Here is a 14,155-nt window from a genome sequence, read left to right on the forward strand (position 1 = left end):
GGGCCGGGGGTCGCACCGACAACGGCTGACGCGGGTGGGCCGTACGCGCCGCAGGCCAACGGTCGGGTGTGGCGGTGGCAGAGGGCCGCGGCTCGGTGGTGCGCCGGTTGTCCGGCGCCCGGCGCACCACTCGTCCCGAGGTCATGCGCAGGTCAGCACCGGGTTCGCCCAGTCGCCGTGGTCGTTGCCGTTGCCGTCGCCGCCGTCCCCGACGGACAGGTCGAGGACCTGCCCGCCGGGGACGGGGACGTCGAGGGTGAGGGGCGCCGACTTGCCGTTGAGGACAGGGGTGGTGGTGAGCACCTTGCCGTCGAGGAGGACGGAGAAGGTGACGGTGCCGGGGTCACCGTTGTCGACGCCCACGGTCGCGGTGAACCTGCTGCACTGCCCGGCGAGGTAGACCATGACGTCGCTGGGCGAGTTGGTGCCCAGGCCCTTGGCGTAGACGGTGCCGCCGAGTTTGAGCGGTGTGCCGTCGTTCGCCGCGGTGCCGCCGACGCTCTGGTCGCGTTCGACCGGGCCCCAGCCGTTGCTGGCCGACAGGAACGGCAGGTCGCTGACCTGGTCGGTCCCGGCGGGTGGCGGGGGTGGGACGGTGGCGACGATCCGCTCGTCGGCGGCGGTGGCGGACCGGTGGCGCTGGACGAACGCCGCGGTGGCTTTCAGCGTGTTGGTCTTCGCCATGCCGGTGGAGGTGGTGACGTCCCAGCTGAAGGTCACCGAGGTGCCGGGCGGGATCCGTCGAGCCGCGGTGGGCGTGGGCTTGGGCTTGGGGGAGACCGTCCAGCCGTCGGGTGCGGTGAGGTGCGCCGTCACGCCGGAGGCCGCGGGTGCGCCTGCGGGCACCCGGAAGGTCGCGGTGGCGGTGAAGTGCTGTGCGGCGCCGGCCGACCCGGGCGCGTTCAGGGTGAGGCGCGCGCCCGGCGCGGCAGGCATGGCGTACCGCGTCCGGTCGTAGCGCGGGCTGTCGTTCTGCGGGACCCTCAGCGAGGACGCGTAGGTTCCGTAGTCGGTCAGCGCGACCTTGCCGAGGCCGCCGGTGGAGCCGTCCAGGTTCCATACGGCGATGGCGATCCGGTTGTTCCCGTTCGGGTTCAGGATGCCGTCGGGGACGGGGAAGCTGTGCTGCGGGCCGAGGTAGTTGACGTAGTTGCCCATGTCCCAGCCGTTGACGTAGATCTCGGCGCGGTACTTGCGCGACGGGTCGTCGGTGATGGTCAGGCCGAGCGAGGTGTCCTGTCCCCTGGGCAGGTCGAGGGCGGCGTCGGTGGTGTACCAGGAGACGCCCGGGGCGGTGTCGGTGGCGGGGAGGCTGGTCGGGGTCCAGTCGCCGGTGGGGTAGCCGGGCAGCATCCAGCCGGCCCGTTCACCGTACAGGCCGCCGGTGGCCAGTGGGCCGCGTACGGTGTCGACGGGGGTTTCGCCGCCACGGACGCCCTGCAGCCGCCAGGTGACCGTGTTCAGCGGGTCACCGTCGAGGAGGGCGCCGGTCAGGCCGCGGGCGGCCTTGTTGCCGTTGGACTCGTTGTAGTCCTCCTCGTGCCCCATGTTGACCGTCAGCACGGATATCACGTTGTCACCCCCGGTCCTGACCGCTCCGGCCGGGAAGCCGTAGGTCTTCTGGCCATCGGTGGTGGAGCTGCCGAGGAAGGTGCCGTTGAGCCAGACCGAGGAGGCTGCGGCCCGGCCGCCGCTCTGCGCGGCCAGGGTGATGCCGGTCTCCTTGCCGGTGCCGGTGAACCTGCCGCGGTACCAGGTGCTGCCGGTGTGGAAGCCGTAGTCGTCGGCGAACAGCACGGGGAGGCTGCCTGGTTGTGTGGTGCTGTGGGTGGTGGTCCGGTCGGCCACCTGCCAGGTGGAGTCGTCGAAGCCGCGCTGTGCCTCGGGGGACTCCTGCATGTGCTTCCAGCCGGTGAGGGCCGGCAGGGTGACGGGGGCGGCGGTGGGTACGGTGCCGGTGAGGCTGCCGTCCGCCGAGGCCGTCGTGCGCACCGATGTGCCGTTCCAGGTCAGGGAGTCGGCGTCGGCGAACACCTCGACCGAACCGTCCGTGCCGGTGTCGCCGGTCAGACGCAGGGACCTGCCGCTGGATTCAGCTCCGCGCAGCAGGTGTGTGCCGCGGACCAGCACCGGGCCGGCCGCGGTGTCCTGCCGCCAGAAGGTCTTGGCGGTCGCGGTGTCGGCGAGCAGCAGGAGCAGCGGGTGGGAGCCTGCGGTGACGGTGACCCGGGTCAGGCCGGTGTGCCGGTAGTTCAGGCGCAGGTCGCCGGTGGCCGGGTCCCACGTGGAGGTGACGGTGCTGCCCGTGGAGGTCACCGTCGGCTTGGACGCGTAGTGCAGGACCGTCTCGCCGTCCGAGCCGTGGTCGCCGTAGAGCACCGCGACATCCCGTCCGGCGATCGTGGCGTCGGTCATGATCTGCGAGGTGGAGTACTGGAGGCGGTTGCCGCCCAGGTCGTAGTCCGCGACGATGACCGAGGACTCGCGGCCGTCCAGGGTGAGGGCGGTGCCGGGCTGCTGCGGGACGGTGTAGACGGGCGCCGTCGCGGCGGAGCCGGTGGTCACGTCGACGGCGTCGACCGTCACGAAACTGCCCGAGGCCGCGGCGTCCTTGGTGCCGGTCACCACGATCTTCAGGGTGTGCGGTCCCTTGGTGAGACCGCTCGCCCGGTACGCCACGTACTGGTTCTGCTTGGCGGCGCCGTAGGTGTCGACCGTCTTGACCTTGGTGCCGTCGAGGTAGACGTCGGCGATGCCGTGGTTCGTGTCGAGGTTGCTGATCCACTTCACGCCGGTGCCGGTGAAGGGCACGGACACGGTGTCGCCGGCGGTGTTCGAGAACGACTCGGTGTGCTGGTAGTCGCCGCCGGTGTAGTTCTGCTCCGCGCCGACGTGCGACCAGCCGCCGGTGTACGTGAGGGCCGGGTCCGGGTCGTCGTAGGTGTACCCGGTGTGGGCGCCGAGGTCGATCGTCACATGGGCGCTGTCGCTGCTGGTGGCGGTGGAGTCGGCGTGCCGCAGGACATGGAACTGCGTGCCGGTGTCGGGGTTGGCGCGCGCGGTGTCGACGATCTTCGGGTTGTCGGTGGGTGTGGCGGGCAGCGCGTCGGTCTTGGTCAGGGGCGTGACGGCATGGGTGAAGTAGCCGATCAGCTTGTCCTGGTCGTACTTGGGGTCGAGTTGGCGGGTCTCGCGGATGGCGGCGCCGTAGTCGTAGGAGGTGTAGTTCTCCGGCATGCCCAGCCAGCCCCAGTTGGTGCCGCCGTAGGTCATGTAGAAGCTCTGCGAGGTCGCGCCGACCGCGATGTTCTGCTTGTAGAACACGTCGGCGAACCGGTCGTTGATGAGCTGGGCGCACTTGTCGTAGCCGGGGCCGCCCCACGGGTCGAAGGCGCCGCCCTGGAACTCGGCGGTTGCCAGCGGCTTTCCGGCCGCGTGGTCGTAGCTGATGTCGGGGACACCGTTCCACTTGGTGGGATCGGAGCAGTTGAAGCCCTGCGGATAGGAGTCGGCGCCGTCCACGTCCAGGGCGGCGTCACCGGAGTTGAAGGTGCCGTTGTTGTTGCCGACCAGCGGCACGGTGATGCCGTCGGCCTTCGCCTTGTCCTCCAGGTGCTTCATGTAGGTACGGCCGGCCGCCGAGCCGTGGTAGTACTCGTTCTCCACCTGGTACTCGATGACCGACCCGGTGCCGTCGGTGAGCTGGTGGCGTTTGATGATGCGGTCGATCTGCGTCTGCCACTCGTCGCTGTACTTCAGGTACTCGGGGTCGGAGGTGCGGGTGTTGCCCGCCGTGGTGGAGAGCCAGCCGGGGAAGCCGCCCCCGTCGACCTCGGCGTTGATGTACGGGCCCGGCCGGGCGATGACGTAGATGCCCAGGTCGTTGGCCATGTCGAGGAGCTTGTCCACGTCGCGGACGCCGGTGAAGTCGTAGACGCCGGGTGCCGCGGAGTGGTAGCCCCAGTCGAAGTAGAGCGACACCGCGTTGAAGCCCGCCGCCTTCATCTTCTGCAGGGTGTCGAGCCAGAGGGCCTGGCTGGGCAGCCGGAAGTAGTGGAACTCTCCCGACCACAGGTACGTCCGCTTCCCGTCGATCATGAACGAGTAGCCGTCGTACGTCACCGAGTGTGCCGCGGGCGAGGCCGCGGCCGGCGCGGCGGAGGACGCCGGGACGGCGCCCGCCGCGGGCTGTGCGCCCATGCCCGCTCCGCATACCAGGGCGATGGTCGCGGCGACCGCCAGGCGACGTCTGACTGCCCGGCGACCCGGGCCATGAGCCTTCATCTGGTCCTCCAGCAAGCTGATCGCCCCCCGAATACCAACCACTTGCACCAGAACTCGTGGCTTCAGAGGTTTGAATTATGTGCGAATCTGTTGGTGTGAGGAGTGTTGCGGGTCGGCGAGGGCGGCGCAAGACCTCGAACACCGTTGTCTTGTGAGGGCCGTGAGGTCGGCGGGGGCTGAAAAGCATTGCTGTGCAAGGGGTGTTGACGGGGCTCGTCGGCACCCTAAGATCCCTCTGCTCGAAGTGTCGACCATCGTACGGAATATCGAACGAAGGAATGAGCCGCATGCCTTCAGATGCCGGAGTGCCCCGCAGAACCGTCCTCACCGTCCTGGGCGCCGCCTCCCTCGCGGGGACGTTCGCCGCGGCTCCCGCCGGGGCCGCCGAACTCACCGGCACGACCGCGCGCGCCACCGCCGCGGAGCTCCCCGCGGCGGCCGCCCACTGGACCTTCGACGAGGGCTCCGGCACCACTGCCGCCGACTCCTCCGGCACCGGTCGCACCGCGACGCTCCAGGGCGCGGCGGGCTGGGGCACCGGCAAGGCCGGCGCGCACAGCCTGAACCTCACGGTAGGTGGCAACGCCACCGCGTCCGGGCCGGCCCTCGACACCTCCCGGGCGTTCACGGTGGGCGCATGGGTCAACCTCGCCCAACTCGGCGGCTACCAGACCGCCGTCAGCATCGACGGCAAGGTCGTCAGCTCCTTCTACCTGGGGCTGCGCGACGACACCGGCACCTTCGCCTTCGCCCGGCTGGGCTCGGACGCCACCCAGAACGCCGCGGTCGCGGCAGCCGCCTCGGCGCCCACCACCGGCACCTGGACCCACCTGACCGGGGTCAGCGACCCGACCGCCGGCGTCATCCGCCTCTACGTCAACGGCGTGCTGGAGGGGGAGACCGCCTACAGCGCGGGCTGGGCCGGCAGCGGCGACACCGCCGTCGGCCGCGCCCTCTACGGCGGTGGGCACGTCGACCAGTGGCACGGGCTGATCGACGACGTGTGGATGTTCCCGTCCGCCCTCGCCCCCGAGCAGGTCGCGGCGCTGGCCGGGGTCCCGGTGGAGAACACGACGCCGTTGCTGAGCGTGGACGTCGGCAACCCCGCGCACGCCGTGTCCCCCGTCCTGCCGGGTTTGATGTTCGAGGACATCAACCACTCCGGCGAGGGCGGCATCTACGCCGAACTGGTGCAGAACCGCTCGATGATGGCCAGCGACACCACGCCCCTCCACTGGTCCGCCGTCGGCGAGGCGACCCTCGCACTCGACACCGACACCCCGCTCAATGCCGCGCTCGACCGGTCCCTCAAGGTCGTGCTGCCGAGCAGCACGGGGGCGGGAAGCCGGGCCGGTGTCGCCAACGACGGCTTCTGGGGCATACCGGTGCGGCCCGAAACCGTCTACACCGCCCGACTGTTCGCCAAGGCGTCGCGACGTGTCGGCCCGCTCAGGGTGGCCATCGAGTCGGCGGACGGCAAGACGGTGTACGCCTCCGCCCATGTGCCCCACATCGGCACCGCCTTTCCCCGCCGCCCGTTCGAGCTGACCCTGCGGACCGGCTCGCGCCCCCCCGTGACCGGGGACGCCAGGCTGACCGTCACCACGGCCGACCCCGCCGCCGCGGGCGAGACCCTGTGGCTCCAGCACGTGTCCCTCTTCCCGCCCACCTACAACGACCGGCCCAACGGCCTGCGCATCGACCTGATGGACAAACTGGTCGCCCTGAAGCCGAAGTTCCTGCGCTTCCCGGGCGGAAACTTCGTCGAGGGCAACACCGTCGCGACACGGTTCAACTGGAAGAACACCATCGGCCCGGTCTGGGAGCGCCCGGGCCACATGGACGACGCCTGGGGCTACTGGTCCACGGACGGCCTCGGACTCCTCGAATACCTGGAATGGGTCGAGGACATGCACGCCCAGCCGGTCCTCGCCGTCTACGCCGGCTACTCGCTCAAGGGCGAACACGTCACCGGTCACGCGCTGGGGCCGTTCGTCCAGGACGCACTCGACGAGATCGAGTACGTCACCGGCCCCGTCACCAGCACCTGGGGCGCACGACGTGCCGCAGACGGACATCCGGAGCCGTTCCCGCTGGAGTTCGTGGAGATCGGCAACGAGGACTGGTTCGACTCCTCGGGGTCGTACGACGAGCGGTTCGCGGCCTTCCACGACGCGATCAAGGCGAAGTACCCGCATCTGAAGCTGATCGCCACGACGCCCGTGACGAGCCGCACGCCGGACCTGATCGACGAGCACTACTACCTCGCGCCGTCCGCCGCCCAGGCCGCCACCCACAAGTACGACAACCGGGACCGCTCTTCCACGAAGGTGTTCGTCGGGGAGTGGGCCGCGCAGGAGGGCCGCCCCACACCCGACCTCAACGCGGCGCTCGGCGACGCGGCCTGGCTGGCGGGACTGATCCGCAACTCGGACCAGGTCCTCATGGAGTGCTACGCGCCGCTCTTCTCACACGTCAGGAACAACGTCTGGGCCACCAACCTGATCGCCTACGACAACCTCACCAGCTACGTGTCGCCCAGCTACTGGGCACAGCACATGCTGACGAGCAGGCTCGGCACCACGGTGCTGCCCGCCACCGCACGTGCGCTGCCCGGCCTCGCCACCGTGGCCACCCGCTCCGGGAACCGCCTCCACCTCGCGGTCGTCAACTGCGGGACGCAGAAGGTGAGCGTGCCGGTCGAACTGAAGGGGCTGGCCAGAGGGGTCAAGAGGCGTGCCACCGCGACGGTCCTGACCGGCACCTCGCGCACCGCCACCAACACGCTGACGGAACCGGACACATTGGTGCCCAGGACGAGCACCGTCACCGGCGCGGCAGCGTCCTTCACCAGTACCGTGCCCGCGCTCTCGGTCACCGTACTGGAACTCGACCTGACCTGACCGCTCACTGCCCGGCGCCGGCACGGCCCGCACACTGCGCGGTCGTCAGGCGCCGGGTCGTCGGCCGAGCAGGCACCACCCGGTGACGGGCCGGCCGTGGCCGGGCCGCGGTCCGGGAGCACGCCGCCCGCGGCGGGGGCGTGAAGCAGGAGGGTCCGGCAAGACCCTCGCCGTCGACTGCGGGATCCGCCACACTCACGGGGCTTCTTACCGAGGCGGCTTATGGTGCGTCGCCATGACTCGTACACGTCTCTACCGCAACGGCTCCCTCATCCTGGAGGACTTTCCGACCGCTGACATCTCGGAATACGTGAACGATCCGGACGTGGCGGTCTGGCTCGACCTGTGCGATCCGTGCTCCGCCGACTTCGCGATGATCAGCGAGGAGTTCGGTCTGCACGAGCTCGCGGTGGAGGACGCGCGACACGAGCATCAGCGGCCGAAGCTGGACCGCTACCGCACCCATGCCTTCCTCAGCGCCTACGCCATCAGCGCGGACGAGACCGGAGGGCGGCTGACCGCAAGCGAACTGTCGGTGTTCATCACGCCCACAGCGTTGATCACCATCCGCCCCGACCACCGGTTCGACATCGAGAAGGTCGTCGAACGCTGGGACAACAACAGCGATCTCGCCAAGTACGGAGTGGGATTCCTGCTGCACGGACTCCTCGACCACATCGTCGATGGACATTTCGCCGCCGTGCAGGACCTCGACGACCGTATCGAAGCGGTGGAGGACCTGCTTTTCGACGAGGGACGCGAGCAGATGGACTCCGTCCAGCGGGATTCCTACGCACTGCGCAAGAACCTCACCAAGCTGCGCCGCGTGGTGCTGCCGATGCGGGAGGTCGTCAACAGCCTCCTCCGGCGTGACTTGCACATCGTCGCCGAGCCCTTGCTTCCCTATTACCAGGACGTGTACGACCACGTCCTCAGGGCCACCGAGTGGACCGAGTCACTGCGGGACATGATCACGTCCATCATGGAGACCAATCTGACCGTTCAGGGCAATCGCATGAACCTGATCATGAAGAAGGTCACCAGCTGGGCGTCGATAGTGGCCGTGCCCACGGCGGTCACCGGCTTCTACGGGCAGAACGTTCCGTATCCCGGAGTCAACACCCATGTCGGCTTCCTCACGTCCACCGGTGTCATGGTCGTGGCGTCCGTGCTGCTCTACTGGGTCTTCAAACGTAAAGACTGGATATGACCCACTGCAACGGCTTGGCTCGTTCCCTCCCGTTTCACGTGCCAGATCGCTGGAACGATCTCTACGGTTGTTCCCGTCGGCACACGACGAGCGACCGGAGCATGGGGGAGAACGGTGGAAGCCGAGTTGATGGCTCTGGCGGCCATGGGCGCCAGCAGCCTCACCACACTGGCGGTGCAGGATCTGTGGGGGTGGGGGAAGAAGAAGTTCGCCACGCTCCTCGGCCGAGGCGGCTCCGACGGACAAGCGGCAGCCGAAGAGGCACTTGAACGTCTGCGGCAGGAGTTGCTCGACGCGCGCCGCACCGGTGACGAGGACGCGGTGGCCACCGCTGAAGGGGCCTGGACGCAGCGCTTCCAGAGCCTGCTCGCCCAGCACCCCGAGGCCGCCGACCGGATGCGGGCGGTCGTCGGAGAGGTGGTGGAGCGGAGTCCCGCCCCGGTGGCGTTCGCCAACATCCTCCACTACGTCAACAACACCGCCGTACTCCAGGCGATGAACGCCTACTGGGCGCGGTGCACCACGGCGCACCACATGACGGCGCTGTTCCTTTGCGGCCTGCCGGGAGTGGGCAAGCGCACCACGGCCCGCCACTGGCTCCAGTCCCACCGCGACGCGCTACCGGAAGAGGTCCTCCAGGCCGATCTGGCACCGGACGAACGGGGCCGGCCCGCCGATCTGGCCGCGATCCTGGAGCGCTGGCTGGAGCAGCTGGGTGTCCCTCGCGAGGAGCGCCCCGCCGGGTTGGAGCAGAAGGCGTCGGAGGTGCGCGGGCAGCTTCGCCGCCGGCGGATGGTCGTTCTGCTGGAGAACGTCACCAGACTCGCCCAAGTCCGCCCGCTGCTCCCGGACTCGCCCCACACCGTGCTCCTGATGACCGGTCAGCAGGTGCCGACCGGGCTGGAGTCGTTGCTGGACTTCGAACCGGTCGAGGTCGCGCCCCTGCACGACGAGCACGCCCTCGAACTGCTCGTGAAGGTCAGCCGCAGTACCGAGAATCCCGAGCGGCTTCGGCCCGTCGTACGGCAGTTGGGCGGCCTGCCGCTCGCCGTACGGCTCATCGCGGGGCAGTTGAAGTCGCCCGTGCCGGGAATCCTGGAGGACATCACCGCACTTCTCGCGGATCGAGCCTCGCGACAGGAGCTGTTGACCGTGGACGACGCGCAGGACCTGCCCGGCGCACTCGACGTCAGCTACGCGAACCTGGCCGAAGGAACGGCCGTGCTCTACCGGAGACTGGGCATCCTGCCTCACGTCGACTTCCAGATGGACACCGTGTACGCGCTCCTGCCGGACCGGGACGCTTCCACGGCGCGGCGCGGTCTCCAGACGCTGATCTCGGCCCGGCTCGTGGAACGAGAGGGAGTCGACACCTATCGACTGCACCCGCTCGTCCACGACCACGCCGCGACCGTCGCGGAACGGGACGGGACAGGGCCCGAACGCGACGGGGTACGCGGCCGGATCGTGCGCCACTACCTTCACACGGCCGAGTCGGGCGAGGCGGCACTGTCGTCCCGCTGGCGACACGACCCCATGAACGTCTATACCGGCGAGGCGCGATCGACCGGGGAACGGGCGACGTACACGGAACGCGAACTCGCCCGCCGCCGCACGGGACTGCTCGCCGCTGTGCACCTCGCCCACGACAGCGGGCTGCACATGGAGGCCTGGCGACTGTGCCAGGGGTTGTGGACCTTCTACCTCCGCACAGCGAGTCACGCGGAGTGGATCGAGTCCCACGAGGTCGGCCTCGCCTCGGCCCTGGCGTGCGGTGACCGCATGGCGGCGGCACGTATGCACTACCAGCTGGGCTTCGCACACCTGGACCGCTGGAGCGTGGAGGAGAGCGACCCGAGCCGGGCCCGCGAACATCTCGGAGCGGCACTCGACATCGTCGGTGCGGGAACGCCCGATCGGAGCGAGGCGGAGCAGCGTACGCGGTCGAGTGCGTGGGAAGGACTGGCGCTCCTGGAGCAGAAGCTCAAGCGCCCGCAGCACGCGCTCGCACGCTTCGACCAGGCCGTGGCAGCGCTCGACGGGGTGAACCACCCCCGCGGTCTCGCCCTGCTGGCCTATCACCGGGCCGCCACGTACACCGCACTGGGGCGTCACGACGACGCAGAGCGCGCCCTGCGGGAGGCGCGCGAAGGCTTCGAGGCACTCGGCGCGGGCAAGGACATCGCCCTCAACGTCGGCAAGTGCTGGGTACGGACCGCGCTGGACCGGCGTGCCTGCGGGCGGCCCGGCGAAGCTGTCCGGGCTCTGGACGAGGCGGTCGCGGAACTGGCCGAGGCGGACTCCGCCTACGTTCTCGCCGCCGCTCATCTGCTCCGCGGCGACGTGTACCGGGACCTGGGCGACGACGGCCGGGCGACCGCCGATTGGGAGTGCTCCCGGGAGCTGTTCACGGCAGCCCGCAGCAATCGCGCGGAGGAAGCGCGGGAACGGCTGACCGGTTCAAGGAACGGGGGCGAGCTCCAGTAGGGCAGGGGGGAGCTGGTCGCTCGCGCGGACTTCGATCCGGACGGTGCCCCGCAGGTGGTGTCGCAGTGGAGACATCTGCGCCCATGCGTGGACGGCTGATGCGGCGAGGGGGTACGAGGTCGAAGCGGTGCGGTCGACCCAGTGCGCGCGCAGCCTGGTGTCGTCGGCGAAGAGCACGGTGCAGCCCTGGTCCGCCGCCTCCACCGCGATGAGACCGCACCCGGGAAACCGAGCGGCGACGTCGGACCACTTCACCGCTTCGGGCTGTGGATACCGCTCGTGCGGAAGCACGAGGACATCGGCGGACCGGGGCCACCGGAGGTCGGGGTCATCCGGGTCGGCGACCAGATGAGCACCGGTGACGGGGGTGTTCCACCTTCGCTGGAGCGCGGCGGGGAAACGGTGCACGCGGACGCCCGGCGCGAGGCCGCTGTCGTACGACGTCGTGGTGACCAGCATGGCGGGCAGGTGGGGAAGGCGACGTTCGTGGAGCGGTGAGACCGATGGAACGGGTATCGGTCGAGTCGCGGCGGGGCGGGAGGGCTCCGGCAAGCGCAGCCAGGAGTAGAAGAGCCGCCGCAACAGGGCCGCTGACCTGCCGGGTTCCGATGTCACGCGGTGCCTCAGGGCGATCAGTTCCGGATCGCCGCGCTGGGCTTGCGCGGCGCGCGCGAGCTGGGCCGGAAGCGGCTGTGCCGTGGCGAGCCGGGGCAGGACTTCACCGAGTCGCTCCATCGGAGATCCAGGAGCGACGACCAGGTCCCGGAACGCGCCGAGAACGCAGGGAATGCCGAGCGCGACTCCGTACGTCGTCAGTGATCCGTGGTCGCCGACAAGGAAATCAGCAGCGCACAGAGCGGCCTTCCATACCTCCGTCTCAGGGCGGGGAAGCATGAGACCCGCGTCGATCAGCGGAGCGAGCCAGGAATGCATCTGCCAGGCTCCGTGCCCGTACCAGGCGTTGGGATGAACAGCCGCCAACACGCGGAATTCGTCCGCCGGTAGTTCGGCGAGGGTGCGCCGCAGCACATCGGTCTGTGGCGATCCCAGGACAGAGCCTTGGCCCCACGTCGACGACACAACGACCAGACGCTGGCGCGGCAGCAGTCCGAGAGCGCGCCGATATGCCGGGCGGAAGGCGAGACCGGCCTTCAACTGGTCGAGACAGGGGTCGCCCGCGACGTGAGCTACCGGCAGAGCTTCAGGACACCCCTCAGCAAGTCGTTCGAGTTGCTCCTGATGGGACAGCACGATCGCGGACGGGATCAGTTTCCCGTCATGCACGAGCCACTCACGCGTGAGGCCGAAAGCTCCCTGCTCCCTGCTCCCTGCTCCCTGCTCCCTGCTCCCTGCTCCCTGCTCCCTGCTCCCTGCTCCCTGCCAGCGTTTTATTGTAACCGGCTCCGTGTGGTGTACATATGAGAGGGAAAGGAATCCTGTGCAGATCTCCGCCCCGACTGGTGGAAATGGCGACATCGAAATCCTGGGAAAGCGCGTCTTCCCACGGAACATAGAGCATGCCCCGTGAAGCGAGGAATTCCCTCGTGCCTTCGTCGAGCGCCGACGAACCCGTACTGGTGAAAAACACCTGGACCCGCTCATCGCTCTCGAAGGCGGACAGCAGATCCAGCAGTCGAGTTGCGGAGGTGATGTTGTGTACGACTCCGAGAACAGAACGCTCGGCGAGTACCGTGCTCCAGCGCCGTCCGTCACTGCTCAACGCCGCGGGGAGCCGTCCCGCCTCACCCACGTCCACCCCGCATGATCGTCCACTTCCGTCGGGTTACACGATAGCCATGCTCTGCGCCGGTGTCGTCGCACCTGGGCCCCGCCCGGCGGACCCCACCTGCTTCACGGTTCCGCCCGAGGCGTCGGTGTCCCGGTGCGCGCCGGTGGTGAGGCGGGGGTGCGCAGGCGGGCGGTGATGGCGTGGCCGATCGGCGTGGTGTCCGAGGTGGCGGGGAGGCGGAGGCGTTCGGCGAGGTCGCCGAGGTGGAGGTCGCAGGCGGTTTCGATCAGGTCGGCCAGGACGTCCGCGGCGGCGTGGGCGCGCACCGTGGCGGTGGCGAGGACGGCGGTGCCGATCAGCCCGGCGGGCCACCAGACGGCGGTGAGGGCGAGATGGAGCAGGCCCCAGGCGGCGAGGCGGGCGGTGGCGGCGTAGGTGTCGCGGGCGGTGGCGATGTCGGTGCGCAACTGGTCCGGGAGGACGGTCCACAGGCGGGGCCAGGCCAGGGCGAGGTCGTCCAGGCCGTTGAACCGGGCGATGCGGGTGGTGGTGCGCGCGAAGCGGTCTCCGGTCCGGGTGGGGCGCTCCGGGCGGGCGGGGCCGAGGCGGGCGCGGCGGCGCTGACAGGCACGCACCCGGGCGTCGTGGGCCGCGTCGTCCCGGCCGCCGGTGTCCCGGGCGGCTTGCAGGATCGCGGTCTTCAGTCGCCGCTGCGCCGTGTCCCACCGCTGTCGGCGCCGGGCGAGCAGCCAGGCGGCGGCGGGCCGGTCACCGGGCAGCGCCCACAGGCGCTCGACGAGGCCGCCGAGGGCACCGGCGAGCAGTCCGGCGCCGGCGCCTGCCAGCAGGATCGCGCAGGCGGCGAGCGCGACGGTGCCGGGGGCGTGAGCGGCGGGGCGGGCGGCGAGTTGTTGGAGCCAGGCGCTCAAGTGGTCCGTGGCGAAGGCGTGCGCCTGGCCCAGGTGCACGCCCGCGGCGAGCAGCCCGGTCCACAGCAGGCCGGGCAGGAGCAGGGCGTTGACCCACCGGTCGGCGAGTCTGGTGCCGATGCCGGCCAGGAAGGCGCCCGTCATCGCGGACGGGGGCGGTAGGGCCTCATGCGCGCGTCCTCGCCGTGGGCGGCGCAGATCGGCGCGGACGGGGTCTCCTCCGGGAGGACGACGCGGCTGCACCTGTCCAGCGGGCATGTCCATCCCGCAGGTTCACCGTCTTGCGGTGTGCGTCGCGCCGTTCCCAGTCCCGGCGGCAGGGATGGCAGGCGGCGGGTGAGTCCGGGCAGGCCCTGCCGGGCGCATGCGTCCTCGATCGCGTCGATCAGCGCGGACACGCGACGATCGTCGGGGGCGCCCCGGCCGGCGAGCAGCGTCAGCAACTCGGCGAGCTGTGCCTGGGCTCCGCCGTCGCGGATCGTCGTCGCCAACTCCGGCCAGCGGCTGAGCTGATCGCACAGCATCCCCACCCGGTCGCTCACCGCTTCGTCCATGCCTGCCCCCTCTGCCGGCCTCGGACGGGCGGCACGAGCCCCGGCACCGGCCCCGCGCC

The 14,155-nt window shown here is 70.0% G+C and carries 7 protein-coding genes; 3 read left to right on the plus strand and 4 right to left on the minus strand.

Translation table 11 applies throughout. The features are described 5' to 3' along the window. Positions 1-141: 141 nt before the first annotated feature. Positions 142-4,200 carry a beta-galactosidase gene (locus AC4OXY_RS39750; RefSeq protein WP_491992150.1) on the minus strand — a complete coding sequence of 1,353 codons (4,059 nt, stop codon included), beginning with the start codon at positions 4,198-4,200 and terminating at the stop codon, positions 142-144. A gap of 371 nt (positions 4,201-4,571) precedes the next feature. On the opposite strand from AC4OXY_RS39750, the gene AC4OXY_RS39755 reads away from it, so the two are divergent. From AC4OXY_RS39755 to AC4OXY_RS39765, 3 genes are all read left to right on the plus strand, one after another. Further along, positions 4,572-7,187 (plus strand): alpha-L-arabinofuranosidase family protein, encoded by a 2,616-nt coding sequence (locus AC4OXY_RS39755; RefSeq protein ID WP_491992151.1) that lies wholly within the window; start codon positions 4,572-4,574, stop codon positions 7,185-7,187. Between the two features lie 235 nt (positions 7,188-7,422). After that, a complete protein-coding gene (locus AC4OXY_RS39760; RefSeq protein WP_362819781.1) occupies positions 7,423-8,397 on the plus strand; it encodes a magnesium transporter CorA family protein in 975 nt (324 codons plus the stop codon). 114 nt (positions 8,398-8,511) lie between these two features. Beyond that, positions 8,512-10,884: a hypothetical protein gene (locus tag AC4OXY_RS39765; protein ID WP_491992152.1), complete on the plus strand. Its 2,373-nt coding sequence runs from the start codon at positions 8,512-8,514 to the stop codon at positions 10,882-10,884. Here the strand turns inward: AC4OXY_RS39765 and AC4OXY_RS39770 are convergent. The 3 genes from AC4OXY_RS39770 to AC4OXY_RS39780 form a co-directional block, all read right to left on the minus strand. Then, a complete protein-coding gene (locus AC4OXY_RS39770) occupies positions 10,858-11,817 on the minus strand; it encodes a hypothetical protein (protein ID WP_491992153.1) in 960 nt (319 codons plus the stop codon). The genes AC4OXY_RS39765 and AC4OXY_RS39770 overlap by 27 nt on opposite strands. A gap of 918 nt (positions 11,818-12,735) precedes the next feature. Continuing rightward, complete coding sequence (locus AC4OXY_RS39775) at positions 12,736-13,686, minus strand: hypothetical protein (RefSeq protein WP_491992154.1); 951 nt, start codon at positions 13,684-13,686, stop codon at positions 12,736-12,738. Next, positions 13,683-14,096, minus strand: coding sequence for a hypothetical protein (locus tag AC4OXY_RS39780; protein WP_362819778.1), 414 nt, complete (start codon positions 14,094-14,096; stop codon positions 13,683-13,685). The genes AC4OXY_RS39775 and AC4OXY_RS39780 overlap by 4 nt, the downstream gene beginning before the upstream one ends. Between the last annotated feature and the right edge of the window lie 59 nt (positions 14,097-14,155).

Source organism: Streptomyces sp. HUAS MG56, from assembly GCF_058673395.1.